Annotated in this window: 20 protein-coding genes and 1 pseudogene; 19 read left to right on the top strand and 2 right to left on the bottom strand. The window is 49.7% G+C overall.

The window, feature by feature from the left end; genetic code table 11:
- Window positions 1-523: 523 nt before the first annotated feature.
- From rlmN to E2980_RS22895, 6 genes are all read left to right on the top strand, one after another.
- On the top strand, window positions 524-1,585 hold the full coding sequence (gene rlmN, locus E2980_RS22920; RefSeq protein ID WP_135154545.1) for a dual-specificity RNA methyltransferase RlmN: 1,062 nt from the start codon (window positions 524-526) through the stop codon (window positions 1,583-1,585).
- A gap of 16 nt (window positions 1,586-1,601) precedes the next feature.
- On the top strand, window positions 1,602-2,576 hold the full coding sequence (locus E2980_RS22915; protein ID WP_135154547.1) for an aldo/keto reductase: 975 nt from the start codon (window positions 1,602-1,604) through the stop codon (window positions 2,574-2,576).
- Window positions 2,577-2,600: 24 nt separating this feature from the next.
- Window positions 2,601-3,620, top strand: a complete 1,020-nt coding sequence (locus E2980_RS22910) for a TlpA family protein disulfide reductase (RefSeq protein ID WP_135154544.1) — start codon at window positions 2,601-2,603, stop codon at window positions 3,618-3,620.
- 12 nt (window positions 3,621-3,632) lie between these two features.
- Entirely contained in the window at window positions 3,633-4,472 is an 840-nt protein-coding gene (locus E2980_RS22905) for an MBL fold metallo-hydrolase (protein WP_135154543.1), read from the top strand.
- 32 nt (window positions 4,473-4,504) lie between these two features.
- Complete coding sequence (locus E2980_RS22900) at window positions 4,505-5,458, top strand: class 1 isoprenoid biosynthesis enzyme (protein WP_135154542.1); 954 nt, start codon at window positions 4,505-4,507, stop codon at window positions 5,456-5,458.
- Window positions 5,459-5,528: 70 nt separating this feature from the next.
- A complete protein-coding gene (locus E2980_RS22895; protein ID WP_135154541.1) occupies window positions 5,529-5,765 on the top strand; it encodes an NHLP leader peptide family RiPP precursor in 237 nt (78 codons plus the stop codon).
- Here the strand turns inward: E2980_RS22895 and E2980_RS22890 are convergent.
- Window positions 5,742-7,661, bottom strand: a complete 1,920-nt coding sequence (locus E2980_RS22890) for a sensor histidine kinase (RefSeq protein WP_135154540.1) — start codon at window positions 7,659-7,661, stop codon at window positions 5,742-5,744. The two genes, E2980_RS22895 and E2980_RS22890, sit on opposite strands and share 24 nt — an antisense overlap.
- 110 nt (window positions 7,662-7,771) lie before the next feature.
- Window positions 7,772-8,614 carry an aldo/keto reductase gene (locus E2980_RS22885; protein ID WP_135154539.1) on the bottom strand — a complete coding sequence of 281 codons (843 nt, stop codon included), beginning with the start codon at window positions 8,612-8,614 and terminating at the stop codon, window positions 7,772-7,774.
- A gap of 197 nt (window positions 8,615-8,811) precedes the next feature.
- On the opposite strand from E2980_RS22885, the pseudogene E2980_RS22880 reads away from it, so the two are divergent.
- From E2980_RS22880 to E2980_RS22820, 13 genes and pseudogenes are all read left to right on the top strand, one after another.
- Window positions 8,812-8,940, top strand: a pseudogene (locus E2980_RS22880) (winged helix-turn-helix transcriptional regulator); the annotation flags it as partial.
- A 141-nt stretch (window positions 8,941-9,081) separates the two neighbouring features.
- Window positions 9,082-9,366 carry a response regulator transcription factor gene (locus E2980_RS22875; protein WP_240703157.1) on the top strand — a complete coding sequence of 95 codons (285 nt, stop codon included), beginning with the start codon at window positions 9,082-9,084 and terminating at the stop codon, window positions 9,364-9,366.
- Window positions 9,367-10,009: 643 nt separating this feature from the next.
- The gene (locus tag E2980_RS22870; protein ID WP_135154537.1) at window positions 10,010-10,579 is read left to right on the top strand and encodes a pyridoxamine 5'-phosphate oxidase family protein; all 570 of its coding nucleotides are present in this window, start codon (window positions 10,010-10,012) and stop codon (window positions 10,577-10,579) included.
- A gap of 84 nt (window positions 10,580-10,663) precedes the next feature.
- On the top strand, window positions 10,664-11,143 hold the full coding sequence (gene greA / locus E2980_RS22865) for a transcription elongation factor GreA (RefSeq protein WP_135154536.1): 480 nt from the start codon (window positions 10,664-10,666) through the stop codon (window positions 11,141-11,143).
- 377 nt (window positions 11,144-11,520) lie between these two features.
- Window positions 11,521-12,222, top strand: a complete 702-nt coding sequence (locus E2980_RS22860) for a hypothetical protein (protein WP_135154535.1) — start codon at window positions 11,521-11,523, stop codon at window positions 12,220-12,222.
- 51 nt (window positions 12,223-12,273) lie between these two features.
- A complete protein-coding gene (gene rpiA, locus E2980_RS22855) occupies window positions 12,274-12,972 on the top strand; it encodes a ribose 5-phosphate isomerase A (RefSeq protein ID WP_135154534.1) in 699 nt (232 codons plus the stop codon).
- A 157-nt stretch (window positions 12,973-13,129) separates the two neighbouring features.
- On the top strand, window positions 13,130-13,807 hold the full coding sequence (locus tag E2980_RS22850) for a FadR/GntR family transcriptional regulator (protein WP_135154533.1): 678 nt from the start codon (window positions 13,130-13,132) through the stop codon (window positions 13,805-13,807).
- Between the two features lie 116 nt (window positions 13,808-13,923).
- A complete protein-coding gene (locus tag E2980_RS22845; RefSeq protein ID WP_167747230.1) occupies window positions 13,924-15,228 on the top strand; it encodes an ABC transporter substrate-binding protein in 1,305 nt (434 codons plus the stop codon).
- A gap of 73 nt (window positions 15,229-15,301) precedes the next feature.
- Window positions 15,302-16,183, top strand: a complete 882-nt coding sequence (locus tag E2980_RS22840) for a carbohydrate ABC transporter permease (protein WP_135154531.1) — start codon at window positions 15,302-15,304, stop codon at window positions 16,181-16,183.
- Window positions 16,183-17,010 carry a carbohydrate ABC transporter permease gene (locus tag E2980_RS22835; protein WP_135154530.1) on the top strand — a complete coding sequence of 276 codons (828 nt, stop codon included), beginning with the start codon at window positions 16,183-16,185 and terminating at the stop codon, window positions 17,008-17,010. Before E2980_RS22840 ends, E2980_RS22835 begins: the two co-directional genes overlap by 1 nt.
- A complete protein-coding gene (locus tag E2980_RS22830; protein ID WP_135154529.1) occupies window positions 17,007-18,161 on the top strand; it encodes a trans-sulfuration enzyme family protein in 1,155 nt (384 codons plus the stop codon). The genes E2980_RS22835 and E2980_RS22830 overlap by 4 nt, the downstream gene beginning before the upstream one ends.
- A gap of 107 nt (window positions 18,162-18,268) precedes the next feature.
- Entirely contained in the window at window positions 18,269-19,603 is a 1,335-nt protein-coding gene (locus E2980_RS22825; RefSeq protein ID WP_135154528.1) for an MFS transporter, read from the top strand.
- Between the two features lie 120 nt (window positions 19,604-19,723).
- Entirely contained in the window at window positions 19,724-20,674 is a 951-nt protein-coding gene (locus E2980_RS22820; protein ID WP_240703156.1) for an alpha/beta fold hydrolase, read from the top strand.
- Window positions 20,675-20,950: the final 276 nt, after the last annotated feature.

Below are 20,950 nucleotides of genomic sequence, written 5' to 3'. Positions count from 1 at the left end.
TGCGCTAACCGATCTTTACAATGAACTTCATCCCTAGAGGGGATAAATACTGGAAGAGCCGTATGCGTTGACCCGCACGTACGGATCTGTGAGAGGCCCATGCAATTGCGCATGGGCCTACTCGATTTTACGCCGCCCCCGCACGCACCCCCGGGACAACGCTGTAACGGCAAGAATTGCCGTTACGCTCCCGCACGCACCCCCGGGCCAACGCTGTAGCGGCAAGAATTGCCGTTACGCCTCCGTACGCACCCCCGGGCCGACGCTGTAACGGCAAGAATTGCCGTTACGCCTCCGCACGCACCCCCGGGCCAACGCTGTAACGGCAAGAATTGCCGTTACGCCCCCGCACGCACCCTCGGGCCAACGCTGTAACGGCAAGAATTGCCGTTACGCCCCCGCACGCACCCTCGGCACCCGATGCGGTCACTTTCTAGCGGAAGCGCAAAGCCATTTCGTGTCGCAATCGGTCTAGGGTATAATAGACGGATAGATGAAGCTTCGAAATGAGGGTAACGAACAAATGAATAAAGAATCCATATACGGCTTAACGTTCGATCAGCTCACGGCATGGCTGATGGAGCACGGGCACAAGAAGTCCCGCGCCTCCCAGGTATGGGATTGGCTCTACCGGAAGCGGGCAACGGACTTCTCCGAGATGGTCGATGTTAATAAGGAATGCGTTCAGGTGCTGTCCGAGCATTACGTCATCCAGACGATGCTTGAGCACGTTCGGCAGGAATCCGTAGACGGGACGATTAAATTCCTGTTTAAACTTAAGGATGGCAACCTGATCGAAACCGTATTGATGCGGCACAAATTCGGTTTGTCGGTCTGCGTCACGACCCAAGTAGGTTGCAATATCGGGTGCAGCTTCTGCGCGAGCGGGCTGTTGAAGAAGAGCCGGGATCTGTCCAGCGGGGAGATCGTGGAGCAGGTCATGAACGTTCAACATCATCTCGATCAAGCGGCGAAGGACGAATTGGTGAGCCATGTCGTAGTCATGGGAATCGGCGAGCCGTTAGATAACTTCGAGAATCTGGTCGATTTTCTGACGGTCGTCAAAGACCAGAAGGGTCTTGCGCTTGCGGCTAGACATATTACGGTATCTACGAGCGGACTAGCCGATAAGATCTACGAATTCACCGATGCCGACTTGAGAGTGAATCTCGCGATCTCCTTGCATGCGCCGAATGACGAGATTAGAACCCGGATCATGAAGATCAATAAGGCGATTCCGATCGCGAAGCTTATGAAGGCGATAGATTACTATCTAGAGAAAACGAACCGGAGAATCACGCTCGAATACATCATGCTGAAGGACGTCAACGATCAAAGGGAGCATGCCGTCGAGCTTGCCGAGCTGATCGGAGACCGGCGTCAGCTCGCCAACGTGAACCTGATTCCTTACAACCCGGTCGACGAGCATAGCCAATACCAAAGACCGGACCGGGAGACGATAAGCGCGTTCTACGACACGCTTAAGAAGCAGGGCGTGAGCTGCAGCGTTCGTCTGGAGCACGGGACGGACATCGATGCCGCGTGCGGACAATTACGCAGCAAGCAAATTAAGGTAGGGGTTTAATATGGCAACCATCGACATGCGCTACCGGCGTCTAGGGAATAGCGGACTAGAAGTGTCCGCTTTAGGTTTAGGAACGAACTCGTTCGGCAAGCGGGCGGATCAGGATACGTCCATTCGAATCGTCGATTATGCCTTGGATCACGGCATTAATTTCATAGATACGGCTAATATTTACGCGGGTACGGAATCGGAGAGAATCATCGGACTGGCGCTGCAAGGCAAACGGCAACGGGCGGTACTGGCGACCAAAGCCGGACTCGCGAGAGGCAAAGGACCTAACGAGAAAGGTTCGTCCCGCTATCATCTGCAGCAGGAACTGGAGGGAAGCCTCCGGCGCTTGAACACGGACTACATCGACTTGTATCAGATTCATACCTTCGATCCGAACACCCCGTTAGAAGAAACGTTGCGTACTTTGGACGACATGGTGAGCTCGGGCAAAGTGCGGTACATCGGGGCTTCCAACTATGCGGCGTGGGAGATCATGAAGGCGCTGGGAATCAGCGAGCTTAAGGGCTTTAGCCGATATGTGTCGACCCAAACGAGTTATTCGCTTGCCGATCGTACGCCGGAGAATGAGCTCGTCCCTCTCTGTCTGGATCAGGGAGTCGGAATTATTCCGTATTTCCCTCTGGCAGGCGGCATCCTTAGCGGAAAATATCCATCGATCGATGCAGCCCCGGAAGGCTCGAGAGCGAGTACGGATCCTAACTTCCGCAGGTTTTTTGACGATAGGAGTATTGCGCTAGGACAGCAGGTTAGCAGACTGGCGACGGAGCACGGGCATTCCGCAAGTGCACTATCACTTGCCTGGCTTATGGCTCGTCCCGCTGTCTCGACCGTAATCGTGGGAGCTACGAGGACCGAGCAAGTGGAAGATAACTTGCGGAGTCTGGCCATCACTCTTGGCTCAGAGCTCCAGCAGGAACTCGATGAGATCAGCAATCCCTTTCGCTATGGCGATCCGTTCGCGATCTTCCGATTACCTTAGGAAAATGAGAAGGGAGTGGATGAAATGGGCGCAATGGGACAGATGCCGAACCTGCAGGTCGGAACTTTCGTTCTGAACGCGGAGCTGCTCGTCTATCTGTTAGCCGGGGTAGCTGGCGTGCTAGCGGTTCGCTTCCAACAACGGGCGAACCCGGAACGGGAAAAGATCATCTCCGTGGCGTGGGATGCGGTTTTCATATGGATCGTCTTATGGAAGGGCAGCTTGCTTTTGTTCGATTCCGCGAGCGTGATCGACCACCCGATGTCCCTACTCTTCTTCAGCGGAGGAGTACGGGGCGTATTTCTAGCTTCCGCAGTTGCGATCGGCTATATGGGATTTCGCTATTCAAGAATGCTAGGGACGGCTCGGCAAACGGCAGCGGCTGTTGCAACTATGGCATCGAGCTGGGTGACCGCGGTTTATCTGGCGGCCGTTCTGCTTTCCGATTCGGCAGGGGGCTACTCTTATGTGATCCTGGGGCTCTTCGCTTCTCTGCTTATTTTTCTGCTAAGTCCGTCTCCGAAAGTTGCCGCGCAGGCGTTAAGCGTCCTTCTCGTAATCACGATGATCGCTTCCACGCTGTTACATCCCGGAGACGGGAAAAGCATCAAACAGGATCAGCTCGCCCCGGATTTTCAATTAACGGATTTGAATGGGAACGCCGTTAACCTGTCGGATTTCAGAGGCCAAACCGTGCTGATGAATTTCTGGGCAACATGGTGCCAGGTGTGCAAGGCGGAGATGCCGCACGTGGAGAAGCTGTATCAGAATTACAAGGATCAAGGCGTCGTGGTACTTTCAGTCAACGTGACGAGCCAGGAAAGAAATACCCAGCAGGTCCATAGCTACGTTAAAAAGCATGACCTCGGCTTCCCGGTCGTATTAGACGAAGCTGGCCAAGCCGCCAATCAATATAAGGTGACGGCCTATCCCACAACGTATCTCATCGACAAGTCGGGGGTCGTTCGGGAGCGCTACCTTGGGGCGATCAGCTACGAGAGCATGAAGAAGATTGTCGGGGACGTTAATCCGATTCATAAATAGGAGAACGATTCTATGATTCAATATACCGACGGGCATGTTACGATTTTCCAAAGCGCATTATTTCAGACGACTTCTACCGTAATTGAGCTAGACGACTTTATCTTAATCGTGGATCCGGCATGCCTTCCCAATGAAATTCGTGATATTCAATCGCATGTCATGTCGATTAAAGGAAATAAGCAGTGTTATCTGTTGTTCACGCATGGGGATTACGATCACATAATAGGCTATAACGCCTTTCCTGGAGCTAAAACCATAGGCAGCTTGGAAATGCAAAACCACCCGAAAAAGGAGCACAAGGTTCATTTAATACGGGAGTTTGACGCTGCCTACTATATTACTCGCGAATATGAAGTCGAGTTTCCTGCAATCGATATAGTTATAGAACAAGACGCCCAGCAGATAACGATCGGTTCGACGACTCTGACCTTTTATAAAGCACCCGGACATACGCAAGACGGTTTGTTTACTATTGTCGATGCTATGGGGGTATTTTTGGCTGGCGATTACTTGTCCGATTTTGAACTGCCTTTTATCTATCACAGTGCAAAGGCATATGAACAGACTCTTAATAAGGTTAAGACGATTTTGACCGATCATCCTATTAGGATGCTAATTCCCGGACACGGTCAACATACGGCAAGTCCAATCGAAATGGTTGAAAGAATAACAATGGCCTTAGACTACCTAGAACGATTAAAGAATGCCGTAATCTCCGGCGATGAAATGACCATTAACGAACTTGAAGCGGAATTCCGCTTTTTATCGCCATCAACAGTAGATTGTCACAGAGAAAATGTAAGGATCATGCAGAGAGAATACTTGGGTGATGAGATCCGACCCCCAAAGTGACATCGCACAACCGGAAAAGAGGACGGCGTAGAATGGACTGGTTAGAAGATTATGAAAACGAGATCGAGCGGATTTTCGAAGAGGCGGCTGCGGAGACCGCTAAGTTTCCTGCTCCCCTGGACGAGCTAGGGTTTGCGCTGCTAGCCAGACTGAACCCTTTGCGAACTAACGCGGGCACTAATTATATCAGTTTCCTCCTGCCCTACTGGTTAAGGGAACAGACGAATAGTTCCGGACTTATGAGCAGGGATCTTGCGGTCGGGAACGTATTCGCGATGATCCATTTCTTCTTGCTGGATGACGTGATGGATGAGGGGACGGAGCTGCATTCGTTAAAAGTTCGCAGTTCTCTCGTGCTCGGTCAGCTCTATCAGACGCTGTTCCAGCAGCGATACAGCAGCTACTTCCCGAGTGACTCTCCCTTATGGAAGTATTACCAAGGTTACATCGCGGACTGGGCTTCCGCGGTATCCCAAGAGGGCAAGCATGCGGCTGATCCGCGAGACTTCAGGCAGCTGGCCCGGAAGTCCGCCCCGGTTAAGCTATGCGCTGCCGGGATGCTTCTCATATCCGGACAGCTAGACCGTATGGCCGAGCTAGAGGAAGCTATAGATCTCGTACTCGCGACGCTGCAGCTTTCCGATGATTGGACGGATTGGCGCGAGGATCTCGCGGAGGAGAAGGGCAATGCGTTTCTCACGCTTGTTCGGGAGAGACTTTCTCTGCCCTCCGGACAACCTTTGGATGAAAGAACGGTAAAGCAAGCCATCTATCGTACCGATGCGCTAGACAAACTGGCTGAAATCGTCCGGGACCATGGTGAAAGGTTAAAGAAAATCGCCCATGTCCCGGCGAGCCTGATTGAATTTCAAGAAACCATTGCCATGGGATTACGCAAAGACGCCGACTCGGCAGAAGAAACGACAATAAAGCTGGCATCGGGAGGCAGTTTGTCCTATTTTCTGTCGAATATCACAATAAATTGAGGAATTTGTCCTATGGGCATGATATGATAAGGGGGCCATTTAACCCACTTATTGGAAAGGTCGTGCTCTCATGTCAGTAGAATCATTGAAAATCCAAATTATTAAGAAAGCCTGGGAAGACGACTCTTTCAAGCAAAATCTTTTGATCAAACCTAAGAAAGCGATTAAAGAAGCATTTGGCGTTGATATTCCAGACGGGATCGAACTGAAAGTGGTTGAAGAAAGCCCGTCCCTCTATTACTTGACCCTTCCGCCGAAACCGGAAGACGTCGCGGATGGCGAATCAAGCCCCAACATCGTCTGGTAGAACCTTATCCTTCACGACCAGCGGGAACCGAATCAGGAATTCGGTTCCTTTTCCTTTGGTGCTGTGAATTTTTATCGTTCCCTTCATGACTTCGATGATGCGAAAAGTGACCATCATGCCGAGGCCGGTTCCTTTTGTTTTCGTAGAGAAGTAAGGGACTCCAAGATTAACAATCTGCTCTTCATCCATCCCTTCGCCGTTGTCCGAAATACGAATGACGGCATCCCCCTCTTCGGAAGCAGCCTTAATCTCGATTAATCCTTCCTTCCCGATAGCTTCGATACTATTCTTGATTATGTTGATCAGAGCTTGCTTTAACTTCGAGGAATTGCCGTGAAAATAGAGATTTTCCTGCGTGTGACATACCAGAACGCCGCCATGCATGGCTGCCAATGGAATCATCATGGCTTCGATTTTCCTTATCTCTTTCGATAGATTCAGTAAAGCGATCTTGTCCATCTCGGGCTTGGCAAAGGTTAGGAAGTCGGTAATGATATCGGATGCCCTGTCCAACTCGTTAACGGCAAGATCGAAATAGGGCTTGCTCTTCTCGTCGGTTCTGCCGGCAAGCAATTGCAGGAATCCGCGCGTAACCTGCAACGGGTTACGTACTTCATGCGCAACGGAAGCCGCCAGGTCGCTGATGATCTTCATTTTCTCCGTGCGCTGAAGGCTGCGGTTGTAGAGCTCCAACTCCTTGGAATAGGTCACGAGCTTGGCATAGTCGGCCGATATGCGCCTTGCGAGGATAATGACAAGGGTTACGATCATGATCACTACTCCGAGCTTCCATAAGAACAGGACATATCTCTTGTCGCTTAAGTAATACAACGTCAAATCAACCGTTCCGGACAATGCCAGGGAGAGAATTCCTCCCGAAAGAATAACGGAATCCTTATTCCCCTTGAGCGCATTCAGGATAGACAAGACGATGATGAGCAGCAGCTGCGTTAAAATCAGAACACCCATAATGACGTTCGAAAGCAAATAAAAGAGGTCGTAATACCGATGGATCGAAGTCGCGTAGATAAAGAGACCGACCAAGCAGACCGCGGAGTAACCCGCTTGGAAATTCCGGAATTTCGTGAAGAAGCGGAATTGGCCGTCGAATACCTGATCGATATAATAATTGAGCGAAGGGAACAGCACGAATAAAGAAACGTCGAACAGCAGAAGCAGAACGTCTCCGTATTCCTTCAAATAAATGTAGGTTAACGGACAATAGACAATGATTAACGTGCCCGTCGTTAAAGCGATCAAGCAGAGCGAGATCCATGAGCGTCGTTGTCTCCGTTGCAAGTAGCCGGAGCATATGAACATAATCAAGGCGAGAAAAGCGATCGAAGTTCCAAGCAAGAGGTCGGGCAATTCCTTGTTGACGAATCGGTGGGATAAGGTCTCGAAATCATCGATTCGGATGGCGCTAATCAGTCCGGCACGATCGCTTGTCGTGATGATCCGAATATAGAAATCCTGAGGTTCGGAGAACTGGCCGATCGGGAGCAGGAGCTTATTCAGATCGAATCCGAAATCGCGTCGGGATTCGAATACAAGCCGATTTCCTTGATATACGGAAAGCTCTAGTCCGTATAACCGATCAGCTAGCATGCCCGGTCGCTGCCAGTCGGCAGTGGGAGGAACGATCAGATGAACCCACATTCCACTCGCGCCTTCCGGAACGACCGTCTCCGGTTTGTCAGCGCTGAATTCTTCCCATTTTCCATCTATGGAGGGAACTTTATCGGACAGGTCTTCTTTTTCAATCCACATTACTTGCCATTCTCTGATCTGGATCGGATGGCTTGCGGCAGCATTCGCAGGCAAAGGATAGAATGCGAATAGCGAAATGATTATGGCAAGAAACTTCAGAGCCGTTAACCAATATACCGACTTCATCTGACACCTCGCTGTTAAGTACAATTAAAGATAGAATTCGACAATTTATACCAATCTCCTTTCTACGATGAGAAAAAGCCGAGATCCCAAAAGAGATCCCGGCTTTTTCGTCAGAAATCAATATTGTCCGGATCCGGTCCGACGCGTTGATTCCGGTTCAGGCCATCGATTCGGGCAGCATCGCCAGCGGATAGCTCGAAGTCGAACACGGCCGCGTTCTCGATAATCCGATGCTCTTTCGTCGATTTCGGAATCGTGACGACGCCATGCTGCAAGTCCCACCGAAGAATGACTTGGGCGACCGATTTTCCGTACTTATCCGCGATTTCTTGCAATACGGGGTTATCCAATAATTGGCCTTGCATTAAAGGAGACCAAGCCTCCATCTGAATATTCTGGGCTTTGCAGAAGGCAAGCAGCTCTTGCTGTGCAAGATACGGATGGTATTCCACCTGATTTACCATCGGTTTAATCGCAGCGTCTTTCATGACATCCTCAAGATGGTGAATTTGGAAGTTGCTAACCCCGATCGCTTTGACTCGCCCGTCGGTATATAGGGTTTCGAGCGCTCTCCATGCCTCTTTGTACTTAACCTTGACAGGCCAGTGAATGAGGTATAGATCAAGGTAGTCCAAACCTAGTTTGTTTAAGCTTGTTTCGTACGCGGCAAGCGTCGCATCGTAACCGAGGTCGGCGTTCCAAACCTTCGAAGTCACGAAGAGGTCTTTTCTGTTAAGTCCCGTCTCGGCTAGGGCTTCGCGAATCCCTTGTCCTACGCCGCTCTCGTTCTGATAGATGGCAGCCGTATCTATGCTCCGATAACCTTGCCTGATCGCGGATTTAACCGATTCTACAACCGCGGAACCTTCTTCTACTTTAAAGACTCCCAGGCCAAACCAGGGCATTTGAACGCCATTGCTTAAAGTCGTAGTCGCTTGTAAGTTGTGAGTCACGATAAAACCTCCTAAAGTGATGATTACGCGGAAATCTTGAGATTATTATTTCTTGCTTCATCCTTCTTCTCCAATACGCGGCAAATGTTATTATGGGTTTTTCCGATCATGATGAACAGTACGTACTTTTTAGTGCTATAGGTACTTAAAAGTAATCTTTATTGCGTTACTAAGGTTGGAGGGACAAGCCATGATCGCGTATTATGCCCGGAATCACGCAGAAAATGTTGACGCAGCAGCTGAGGGAATTAGAGCAAGACGGCATCGTTAATCGGATCGTCTATAACCAAGTTCCTCCGAAAGTAGAATACGAGCTCAGCGAATAAGGCGATAAGGAATCCATGTTGGAAGATAACTTGTTAAACAATTTGGATAAAAGTTAATCTATGAACGCTTTACATATCGCTAATAATACGCTAACAATTGTAATGTAAAATGAAAGTACGCTTAAAATCGAGGTGCCTTGCTTGAATTTACAATCGGAGTCATCCTATCTGTTGAGAGTCGTATCTAATTTTGCCCAGCACCATTGCCTGACAGAACGCGAGAAAGAGATTTTATTCTACCTATCGAGATACGGATACAGCAACAAGCACTTGGCGAACGAGCTTTTCATTACGGAGAAGACAGTGAAGAATCATATGGCCAGAATCCAGGAGAAGACCAAGACCTGCTCAACGAGGGAATTGCTGTCCATGGTGGTCGCGCAGTCTTTAATGCATCAGCGGAGGGAAGAAGCGGTCGCCTTATAGTTGTTCGTTAACAACGAAGCGCTTAAGAACAGGAACATGTTCTTGGGCGCTTTTTTTCGGCCGCCGATGGCTGCAGTAAGGGCGTTCTGTCGTTGAAGGAATAAGCGAGACGAAGGTCGAAGAAGGAAAAGGATTGAAAATCATCGTTATTCTCGCTGCAAAAGCTTATTCGGATTCAAAGTACGGTTGAAAACATCGTTCTTAGTTTATTTGCAGACCATTTTTTGAAAAATCATCACCAACAGCGATGAAAAACATCTTTATCTACCCTTACATGAAGTGATTTTGCTTCAAATACAATATAAAACAATGCTATTCAATTAGCTTAGGAAAAGCCTTGCGTGAAGAAATGTGCCGAAACGGCCATTTTGATCATCTCACACGTTCACTGAGCTAACTTCGCATCTTGAGACGGTCACTTTGACCGTTTTGACACCCAAACTAGGCATCGATGTTTTGATTTGCACGCTGAAACGGTCATTTTGACCACCTTACATGTGAACTTGGCTAATATCGCATTTGAAACGGTCATTTTGACCGTCTGGATTATGAAATGTTCATCCTGCGTTGCCAATTAAAACAATATTATCGATGATTTCAATGCTCTATCTGGGATATTACTTGTCTAAAAGGGAGATGCGATATGGGAAAACAATTCGCGGCACTTCTACCGGAACATGAGGAATTCATTAGCCGGCAACGCCTCTTCTTCGTCGGCTCGGCGCCGCTATCCTCGGAGGGTCACGTGAACCTCTCGCCCAAAGGCTACGATTCCCTCCGGGTGTTGTCCGCTAATCGCGTAGCGTATCTGGATTTGACGGGCAGCGGCAACGAGACAAGCGCCCACATCAGAGAGAACGGCAGGGTTACGATCATGTTCTGCGCCTTCGAAGGTCCTCCGAATATTTTAAGGCTGTACGGCAGGGGGACCGTTATTCTGCCGGACTCCCCCGACTGGGACGCCTTGTATCCCCTTTTCGAGCCTCTTCCGGGAGCAAGGCAGATTATCTGCATCGATTTCGACAAGGTTCAAACCTCTTGCGGCTATGCCATTCCCTACATGGCTTATACCGGCGAACGAGACACGCTGCAACGTTGGTCCGTGCAGAAGGGCGAGGATGAGCTAAAGAAATACCGGCAGGAGAAGAACACCCGCAGCATCGATGATCTGCCGACTCCGCTGGGAGAAGCGATGCGGGAAGAAGGCCAATAATCTTCGAGCTTCCATGATTAATTCAAACCTTCGTTGGAGATATAGGTTAGAATGGAGTAGACAAACAAATGGGAGCTGTAAAAGATGTCGAACGAAGTAGTGATCTTGACCAAAGAAGGATTAGCGAAATTACAAGCCGAGCTTGATGATCTTAAATACGTGAAGCGCAAGGAGCTGGCAGCTCGGATTAAGCTGGCGATTAGCTATGGAGATCTGAAGGAGAACAGCGAATATCATTCGGCCAAGAACGATCAATCTTTCATGGAAACGAGAATTATCGTGCTCGAGAAGATGCTGAACAAGGCACGGGTCGTCGATTCCGACGGGCTTGATCTTTCGACAGTTCAAGTCGGATCCGTAGTCATCCTTAACGATATCGAATTCTCCGAGAAAATGGAGTATCGGATCGTCGGCCCTGCCGAGGCGGATGTGCTGGAGAATAAAATTTCCTACGAAAGCCCGCTAGGCAAGGAGCTCGTCGGTAAAAAAGTAGGCGATGTCATTAGCGTGACCGCTCCAATGGGCGTAGTGAAATACGAGCTGCTGGAGATCAGGGCGATGTAAGGAATAGGAAAGACTGAGAACCCGGTGCCTTAGATGGCGCTGGGTTCTCTGTGTTTGGTGTTTGGAACAGGCGCGAAGCGCACGGCGGACCGTAGTTCCGCTATGTGTTAAGATTCCCGTCAAATCTGCGTTATGCGGACCGTAGTTCCGTTATTCATCCGAAATGGTGCCAGACAACCTGATATTTCCTGATATAACGGAACCATAGTCCGGAAAGGGTTCCGAAAACGAGGTTTTCGACAAAATAGCGAATCTCTTGTCCGACCCAGCCAGACAAGCCCAGGAAGTAATTAATCTGTGCTCCGGGCCTCCGCTGAATATCCTTCACTGTATTGTGTTAAAATGGCTAGACATATAGAGTGAAGGGGGGATTGACCATGAAACAAAAAATCGGGTGCTTGCATGCCCATTATTCGAATATTGCGTATATCGAGAAGGCGTTAACGGCGTATGAGGTCGAGCTGATTCATTTCGTCGACCCGGGGCTTATTACCAGGATGGCGTCGGATGAGACCTATAGCTTATCGGAAGCCGAACGTAGGGTGAAGGAGCAGGTCGAGTGGATCGCCCAATGCAATGTTGATGCCATAATCATTACATGCACCAATTACATTGCGATTCTCCAAGAAGATCAACTCTCCGTACAAGTTCCGATCATCAAACTCGATGAACCTTTTTTCAACTATATATGCGATCTAGATCAGCCCCATATCTTGCTATTTACAAATCCGGCTACGGTAGAAGGCACGATGAAACGGCTGCATGAATACGCGGGGGCATTGGGTAAAGAGCCGCAGGTTGAAGTTCAGGTCATTAACCATGCTTTCGAGTTGATCATGCAAGGGAAGAAAGAGCAGTATCACATCGTAACGTCCAAATACATACGTAATTTGCTTGAGTCGGAGAAGGGGAAGTTGATTTCCGTAGCCCAATTATCCATGGTGGAAGCGGTCAAGGAAGTTCAGAAGGAAACGAAAGTTAAGCTGGGCAATCCATTGGAAACTCTAGTGTCTTACTTAGAGGAAAATCTGTTTAGGCGATCCGATAAAGAGCAGCAACCTCCGGATGATATGCTATAATAAATGTCAGATTGAGGGCATGTCCACTTTATTCAAAAGCGAGGGTCATTCATGATTTGGGACAATAAAATCGCTACCACCTTGCAGTGGTCGAGCGAAATCTCCAATAGAGAGCAGAAAGAGAAGGTAGCGGAGAAGATCGCGGAACGCGTGAAGAACGGGGACGTGATCGGCGTGGGCTCGGGCTCGACGTCTTACCTTGCCTTGCTGGCGATCAGCAAGAAGGTCAAGGAGCAGAACCTGAACGTTCTCGCCATTCCGACATCGCACGAGGTATCGCTTATTTGCTCTATTTTGGGCTTACATACATCGACATTATTGAACGCTAGGCCTGACTGGTCCTTCGACGGCGCGGATGAGGTAGATCCTCAGAAGAACCTGATCAAGGGCAGAGGCGGCGCGATGTTCGCCGAGAAGCTCGTCATCAAGAGCTCTCCCGAGAATTACATTCTCGTAGACTCCTCTAAATTCGTTTCCTATCTCGGAGAGAAATTCGCGGCCCCGATCGAAGTGGACCCTCGGGCGGTCAACTTGGTCGAGACGGAATTGCTTAAGCTCGGCGCGAACGACATCAACCTCAGATTGGCGAAATCCAAGGATGGTCCCGTCATCACGGAAGCGGGCAACCTAATCCTGGACGTCCGGTTCAATAAAATCGCCTCGGATCACGAGAAGGAAGTCAAATGCATACCGGGAGTCATCGAATCGGGCTTGTTCATTAACTACCGAGTCGAGATTCTGACAACTTAAGGGTTGAATAAAAGAAGCTAATCTTGACCTGCTAAAGGTTGAAGATTAGCTTCTTTATTTAAGTTAATCGCCACAACGCTTATTGACATCCCTAAGCCTGTCGAGTATTATTTTGCCTATCAGATAGGTAGCAAGGTAAAGGAGGAGAGAACAAGCTATGAGAAAAGTACAAAAAATCCTAGTACATGAGTTGGTATCGCAAGAGATCCAGAATTTCATTCAGGAGAATGAACTGAAGGAAGGGGATAAGCTGCCTTCCGTGGAAGAAATGACGCTCATGTTCGGAGTTGGACGCTCCTCCTTGCGAGAAGCGCTTCGCTACCTAGAAGCGATAGATATCGTTCGGGTAGAGAATGGCAAAGGGATTTTCGTGCGCGATGTCGATACGTTCCGATTCTCCGGCAAGGTCAAGATCGATAGAGAGCGTAATTTTCTGCTGAATACTCTCGACGTACGAAGGGCGCTGGAAGGGAAATCGGTAGAGTTAGCTTCGAAGAACATTACGCCGGCCCAGATCAAGGAATTGGAAGAGTGCTTGGAACAATACCGCATCCTGAAGGAAAGCGATAAGGACACTTCCCAGATTGATCTGGCATTCCATCGCTATATTATCAAGGCATCCCACAACCCGATTCTCGAAACCGTAATGGAATCCTTCTCCGGCCTATACGAGAAATTCTTTAACGAGCCCCTAGGCAACAAGCAGCTCTTCGATGAGACCTATCCCTATCATATTACGATGTTCAAAGCGATCGCGGCGCACGATACGCAAGGGGCTTTGGTAGAGTTCAACAAATTGATGGACTGCGTCGAAGAGAAGATCGTAAGCTTTTAGCAAAAATAATAAAGAGTATCACATTCGTCTTGACAAGAAAAAGCGCTTTCAAATATAATCAACCTATCAGACAGGATGACTGTATGATACATGCAATAAAAGGGGGATTTATGTCGATGAATAAGCGTAAAAAAGTGCTGGCTTCATTGCTGTGTGCCGTTGTCACGGTAGGACTGTTGGCAGGATGCAGCAGCAAGGGAAATGGCGATGGCGGAGACAAGGTTACGCTTCGCATGATTGAGAGCTTAACTAGTCCCAAGAGAACAGAATTGATTCAAGCCATGATCACGAAATTCGAAACGGCAAATCCGAACATTAAAGTGGAATTCATCTCGCCTCCTTTCGATCAAGCGGACAATAAAATCAGAACGATGCTCGGCTCCGACGAACAGTTGGATGTCCTAGAGGTCAGGGATTTGAACGTTGCCGAGCTCGTCAATAACGGCTATGTCGAACCGCTAAATGCATATGCCGATAAGTGGAAGGATTATGCTTCGGTAAGCGCCGTATCCAAATCGGTCGGCACGGTTAGCGACAAATTGTATTTCGTGCCTAACGGCCTCTATGAAAGACAAATGTTCTATCGGTCGGACTGGTTGAAGGAAGCCGGCTTGAATCCTCCGACGACTTGGGAAGAGCTTTACGAAACGGCCAAAAAATTGACGGATCCCGCCAAGAACCGTTTCGGCTTCTCGTTCCGCGGCGGCGCGGGTTCAACCGGCACAACGGATGCCATGATCTTGGCCTATAACGGAGACAAAGTGAATTTGGAGGATTCCATGTTCACCAAAGACGGAGCAACCGTTTTCTCCACGCCTGAAGCCAAGGCTGCCATGGAGCTATACCTGAAGCTGTACAAAGACACTTCGCCTCCGGACTCCATCAACTGGGGCTTCCAGGAGCAAGTGCAGGCTTTCACTTCCGGCGTAACCGGCATACTGCTGCAAGATCCGGACGTCATCCAATCCTTGCAGGAGAAGATGACCGAGGGAACCTGGGCAACCGCACCGCTCGTAACCGGTCCAACCGGCAAAGCCCTGTTCGCAGCAGGCGGAGCAGGATGGGGAATCGCTTCGAAATCCAAGCATAAAGAAGAGGCTTGGAAGCTCATAGAATTCTTGTCCAGTCCTGCCGAGAATACGGCATTCTCCAAGGACTACGGCTTGATTCCGATTCATACGAGCGCAACGGAAGACGAATTCTTCAAGACCGGCCCTTACAAAACATTGATCGACATGTCCAACAAACCGGATACGTTCGTGAACTTCAAACCTCCTTTCCAATACCCAGGCACGGGAAATTGGGGACAGGTGGCAATGGAGTCCGGACAATCGCTTCTTCTTGGTAAATCCACCCTTGAGGATACTCTAGGCAAGTGGGACGATTTCTGGGTTATCCAGAAAGCCGAGCTTCAAAAATAAGGGTTAATGAAATCGCGTGATGGGTGGCTGCTTTGGCCGCCCATCGCCATTTATTATCCAAGGCGGTGCGGAAATGAAAAAACAAAGATTATTTATTCTATCCGGGTTGATTCCCGCCCTGTTGTTAGTGCTTGCGTTCACGTATTATCCGTTCCTTAAAGGGATAATAATGGCCTTTCAAGAGTATAAGCTTTTCGATTTGCGTGGCGTTCATTTCGTCGGACTCGACAACTTCAAGGCCGCATTCGACGATCCCAAATTTTTATCGGCTTTGGAGAACAGCGGGTATTGGGTCTTCTTCTCCCTTATCCTTCAATTTTTATTCGGCTTTTCGCTAGCTCTTGTGTTAAAGAAACAATTCAGGGGCCGCGGCGTTTATCAAGGCTTCGTGTTCTATTCCTGGGCTCTGTCCGGCTTTCTTATCGGCATGATCTGGAAGTGGATGTTCAATTCCCAGATCGGCGTCATTAACGACCTGCTGCTTCAGGCGGGCATAATTCACGAACGGATCGGATTTCTGTCGGATCCCAAATGGGCGATGATTTCCGTTATTATAGCCAACGTATGGTACGGTATCGCGTTCTTTGCCATCATGCTTCTTGCCGCGCTGCAATCCGTTCCATCGGAGTTGTATGAAGCCGCGGTCATGGACGGCGCGAACGGATTTCGCAGGTTGTGGAACGTAACGCTGCCTTATATCCTGCCGACTATCATCGCCACGACTCTGTTAAGGGCAATCTGGATATTTAACGATCCCACGATTATTTACGGATTAACGAACGGGGGCCCCGCAGGCAGCACGCATATCCTATCCTCGCTGATGTTGGATAGGATCATTTACGCAGGAGATTATGGAGCCGCATCGGCCATCGGCATCATCATGATCGTGATCCTGCTGTTCTATACGATCTTCTTCCTATCCGTCACCAAGGCAGAAAAGGCGGGTGAATTCTGATGAAGCAGCGAATATTAGGCATGTCCAAGTTCGTCTACTTGACGGTTTACCTGCTGATTATGGTTTTTCCGCTGTATTGGATCGTCATCACGTCGCTCAAGCCGCAGAAGGATATCTTCTCGTATCCGATTAAGTATTGGCCCGAGCGCTTTACGTTGGACAATTACGTGAATATTTTCAAAATATCGAAATTCCATATCTACATCGGCAACAGCTTGCTGGTAGCCATTTTTTCCGCCGCGATCGTGCTGGTCATCGCCATTCTAAGCGCGTACGTACTGGCACGATTCAAATTCCGCGGTCACAAGCAGATCATGCTAGCGTTCTTCGCTACCCAGATGCTGCCCGGATTCGTTGCGCTTGCGCCGTTGTACCTGATGATGAGCAGCATGAATTTGATTAACAACCGATTCTCTTTGGTTCTTATGTATACGGTCATTCTGATCCCGTTCTCTACCATCATGCTGCGCGGATTTTTCCAGCGGATTCCAGCCAGCCTGGAAGAAGCGGCGATGATCGACGGCTGTTCCAGATGGTCCGCATTGGTTCGCATTATCATTCCCGTCATGCTGCCGGGCATCGCATCCACCTTCATCTTCGCTTTCGTGCAGAACTGGAACGAATTGTTCCTCGCAGTCATGTTCATCGATAACGACGCGCTGAAGACGCTGCCGGTGGCGATGAACTCCTTCATCCTTAAGTTCGACGTCGATTGGGGTGCCATGTCCGCAGGAGCGGTGTTATCCATTATACCGACCATTCTCTTGTTTGCTTTCGCCCAAAGATTCATCGTAGAAGGATTGACGCAAGGAGCAGAAAAAGGATGAGTAAACGAGAACAACAATTTACCAAGACCGCTTATGATCCCTTAGATGTCAGACATCACGGCGCTATTCACGTACCGATCTACCAGAACAGCCTGTTCGCGTTCGAGAGCTATGCCCAATTCGATGAAGCGATGAAGCAGCTGTTGGACCATCACGTCTATTCCCGCGGAAACAACCCTACCGTGGAATATTTGGAACGGAAGCTTGCGGAGCTCGAGGAGGCCGAATCGGCCAAATGTTTTGCCTCGGGGATGGCCGCGATCACTTCGGCAATCTTGTCCGTTGTCAGACAGGGTGACCATATCGTGTGCGTCCATCAAGCCTACGGACCGACGCGGGAATTCCTGGGTTCCTACTTGAGCCGCTTCGGCGTGGAAACGACTTTCGTCGACGGGAGCTCTCTTGAACAGTGGCACGCATCGGTTCGTCCGAATACGAAGCTGCTTTACCTGGAAAGTCCGACAACGTCGTTCTTCGAATTGCAGGATCTCCGGATGTGCGCGGAGCTTGCCCGCGGCATAGGGGCAGTAACCATCATCGATAACACATGGGCAACGCCTTGCTTCCAGAACCCGCTTACGATGGGCATTGATTTGGTGGTACATTCCATAACCAAATATATCGGAGGGCACAGCGACTGCATCGGCGGAGTCGTCATGGGCTCGAAAGAGTTGATGGATCGGATCGGGTACTCGGAATACATGCTGCTTGGCGGCATTATGACTCCGCAGACGGCATCGCTCATATCCAAAGGACTGCGTACGCTCCCTTTGCGCATGCAAAGGCATGAAGAGAGCGGACTTCTAGTGGCGGAACATATCGGAAAACAGAGCTTCGTCAGCCGCGTTAACCATCCGGGCCTGCCCTCCCATCCCCAGCATGAACTCGGCTTGCGCCAGATGTCCGGATTCAGCAGCCTATTCTCCTTTATCTCGCATGAGCCTACGGAGCGATTGAAGGAGTGGGCGACAAGACTGAAGTATTTCAAAATCGGCGTTAGCTGGGGCGGATTCGAAAGCCTGGTGACGGTCAATCGTCTCGGGAACGAGGAAACCGGGGAACGGACGCCCAACGTCGTTAGGATTTACGTCGGGATGGAGAGTCCGAAGGACCTCATCGCCGATATGGACCATGCTTGGCAGGCGGTATAAAATCATACGTATTCCTATTAAGGGCATCCATCGGGATGCCCTTTTCGCGTGCTCGGGGGATATCGGTTAGAATTGAATGTAAAAGCAAGGAATAGGATGAAGCATCTTTGAATGACAAAATAGTGATGCCCGTATGGGCGGTCGGTTTGTTTATCGTCGTCATGAATACGACGATGTTTAACGTCTCGATTCCAAGCATTATCATGGACCTGCATATAACGGCCGACTTGGGCTCGTGGATTATCTCGAGTTATTCCATCGGTTATGCGCTCTCGACGGTCATCTACAGCAGGCTTTCGGATGCGGTATCTCTTCGCAGGCTATTGACGGTAGGGCTCACGATCCTCGGTCTTTCCTCCGTGTTGGGAATCTTCGCGCATGGTTTTCAATCCGTGCTTGCGGCAAGGATCCTGCAATCGACAGGCGCCGGCGCGATGGCGGGATTGGGCTTGGTACTCGCTAGCCGGTACGTTCCCGGCGAAAGGCGCGGCAAGGCGATTGCCATGATCTCGGCAGGCAGCGCCATGGCATTCGGGTTAGGACCGATTGCCGGAGGCCTGATCAGCGAGTACTTCGGCTGGAATGGACTGTTCGCCGTTACTTGCCTCGTGCTTGCGATTCTTCCGGTACTCTTGCGTCTGCTCCCTCGAGAGGGGCCCATAACGGCTGCTCGCTTCGATATCCTTGGTGCTTTCCTGACGGTTGTGAACGCGGCATCTCTGCTTATCGCCGTGACTCAACAATCCTGGGTTTGGCTCGCGATCAGCGTGTTATCGTTCATCGCGCACGCTTGGTACCTGAGCAGAAGGAAAGAAACCTTCATCAATCCCGAGTTATTGAAAACGGCTGGTTACAGGAAACTGTTATTTATCGGGTTTTGCGTTCTGGTGGTTAACTTGGGCAATCTGTTTCTCATGCCTCTCGTTCTTGCTCATCTCTTTGATAAATCCCCTTTGAGCATCGGATTGTTGATTGCTCCGGGAGCGATCTTGTCGGCCATTATGACGCGTTTCTTCGGGCAGTGGATCGACCGGTACGGCAATTTGCGCATCTTGCTGATCGGACACGTTATTATCGCGGCGGTATTGGCTTTCTACGCGCTGGATATCGCGGCTTCGCCGGCGGTCATTCTGTGCGGTTTCCTCTGTTTCTCGCCTGCGCTGTCCGCAACGCTGGCCTCCTTAAACAATGAAACGTCGCTTCATCTCCCGAGAAATTTAATCGGTGGCGGCATGGGGCTCATGCAGCTGCTGCAGTTTTTCGGAGGCTCCGTGTCGGTGGCCGTTTGCGGTCTTCTCCTGGAGTATCAGAACGATATTCCAATGGTTCAAGCGTACCAATATGTGTACGGGGTATTGCTTTTCGTAAGCTTGTGTTCTGTCGGCATGCTGTTAGGCTACCGTAAATCCAGCGGGAACAAAGAAGCGCTTGCGAGCGTCTGAATGCGAATTTACACTAAATTAACCATATTGAGGAAGAAAAAGGCATGACACTCACTATAATGGGAGAAGTGATTCGAATATCGAATAGATAAGCCTTAACCGAGGGAAGAGGATGCAGAAGTGAAAAGGGTGTGGAAATGGGCGCGAAGATTGATTCTTTACGGGCTTGCTCTAATGATCGTTGTATTGATTATAGGTTATGTATACCAACGGGCGAGCGTCCGCGCGGATTTGCTTAAATACAAGCCCGTCGGTACGCTGCATGATGTCTTGGGGCGTAAGATGCATATTTATACCGGGGGCCAGGGCGATTCGACCGTGGTGTTTAATGCCGGATGGGGAACGGTTAATCCCTACGTTGATTTTTACCCGCTGTATGACAAGATCGATAAGCAAGCCCGATATGCGGTGGTCGACAGATTTGGTTACGGATATAGCGAATTGACCGATCGCACAAGGGACATCGACAATATCGTGGAAGAAACGCATGAATTGCTGCGGGTGTCGGGTGTTCGGCCGCCCTACCTTATGGTGGGTCATTCTCTAAGCGCGCTTGAAAGCATTCGCTTCGCGCAGAGGTATCCGGACGAGGTGAAGGGGATCGTCCTCATTGACGGAGGGAGTCCCGAGTATTATTCTAAGCACGCGCCATTGACGGTGATATCCTTGGTCCAACGTTTTCTTATCGACACGGGCGTGGCAAGGACGTTGTATCATTTCGATGGATTTGCCGAATCGCTGGCGAGCGAAAGCAACGGACAGAAATTATTGCCGGAGAACCTTAAGGAGCTGGAACGCTTATCCATGCTGCTCAAGGCCAACAACGGAAATATTACGGATGAGATGCGCCAGAGCCAGAAGAATGCCAAGAAGGTACTGCAAGGACAGAAGCCCTTGAAAGTCCCGATGACGATTATAACCGCGGGAAGCTTCGGCAAGGCAGCGGTTGTTTGGTTGGAAAGCCAGAAGGCCTTGCCTTCGTGGTCCGTATCGGGAAAGCAAGTGATCGTGGAGGACGCGGAGCATTACAGAATCAAGCCGAGAAAGCCCTTGCCTTCAGTCATGGGATGAATCGGCGTAGGACAAGGGCTCTTTAGACAGCGTAATTGTCCTACACATCTCAACTGTTATCGTTTGAGTAAGCGGACATCGAATTCATTGTGCAATAAGCCTTTTTATACGAACATTTGTTTGGTATAATGTCCGTGAAGGAGGTGATCAGATGCAAACCATAACCGTTCAGATTCGCATATTTCCTGACAATCCCACATTGTTGCGCGAACATGGTAACGCATATATCGAAGCGACGAACCGACTCACCATGCAAGCAGAAAGAGCAGGAACATT

Source organism: Cohnella luojiensis (assembly GCF_004564235.1).
Taxonomy (GTDB): Bacteria; Bacillota; Bacilli; order Paenibacillales; family Paenibacillaceae; genus Cohnella; species Cohnella luojiensis.
This window is presented reverse-complemented; position numbering and strand designations above follow the sequence as displayed.

Bases quoted from the DNA above. Each gene is read 5' to 3' on its own strand.
- rpiA (WP_135154534.1), top strand. From the start codon at position 12,274: ATGATTTGGGACAATAAAATCGCTACCACCTTGCAGTGGTCGAGCGAA.
- E2980_RS22860 (WP_135154535.1), top strand. From the start codon at position 11,521: ATGAAACAAAAAATCGGGTGCTTGCATGCCCATTATTCGAATATTGCG.
- E2980_RS22890 (WP_135154540.1), bottom strand. From the start codon at position 7,661: ATGAAGTCGGTATATTGGTTAACGGCTCTGAAGTTTCTTGCCATAATC.
- E2980_RS22835 (WP_135154530.1), top strand. From the start codon at position 16,183: ATGAAGCAGCGAATATTAGGCATGTCCAAGTTCGTCTACTTGACGGTT.
- E2980_RS22900 (WP_135154542.1), top strand. From the start codon at position 4,505: ATGGACTGGTTAGAAGATTATGAAAACGAGATCGAGCGGATTTTCGAA.
- E2980_RS22830 (WP_135154529.1), top strand. From the start codon at position 17,007: ATGAGTAAACGAGAACAACAATTTACCAAGACCGCTTATGATCCCTTA.
- E2980_RS22850 (WP_135154533.1), top strand. From the start codon at position 13,130: ATGAGAAAAGTACAAAAAATCCTAGTACATGAGTTGGTATCGCAAGAG.
- E2980_RS22905 (WP_135154543.1), top strand. From the start codon at position 3,633: ATGATTCAATATACCGACGGGCATGTTACGATTTTCCAAAGCGCATTA.
- greA (WP_135154536.1), top strand. From the start codon at position 10,664: ATGTCGAACGAAGTAGTGATCTTGACCAAAGAAGGATTAGCGAAATTA.
- E2980_RS22840 (WP_135154531.1), top strand. From the start codon at position 15,302: ATGAAAAAACAAAGATTATTTATTCTATCCGGGTTGATTCCCGCCCTG.
- E2980_RS22915 (WP_135154547.1), top strand. From the start codon at position 1,602: ATGCGCTACCGGCGTCTAGGGAATAGCGGACTAGAAGTGTCCGCTTTA.
- E2980_RS22910 (WP_135154544.1), top strand. From the start codon at position 2,601: ATGGGCGCAATGGGACAGATGCCGAACCTGCAGGTCGGAACTTTCGTT.
- rlmN (WP_135154545.1), top strand. From the start codon at position 524: ATGAATAAAGAATCCATATACGGCTTAACGTTCGATCAGCTCACGGCA.
- E2980_RS22845 (WP_167747230.1), top strand. From the start codon at position 13,924: ATGAATAAGCGTAAAAAAGTGCTGGCTTCATTGCTGTGTGCCGTTGTC.
- E2980_RS22870 (WP_135154537.1), top strand. From the start codon at position 10,010: ATGGGAAAACAATTCGCGGCACTTCTACCGGAACATGAGGAATTCATT.
- E2980_RS22895 (WP_135154541.1), top strand. From the start codon at position 5,529: ATGTCAGTAGAATCATTGAAAATCCAAATTATTAAGAAAGCCTGGGAA.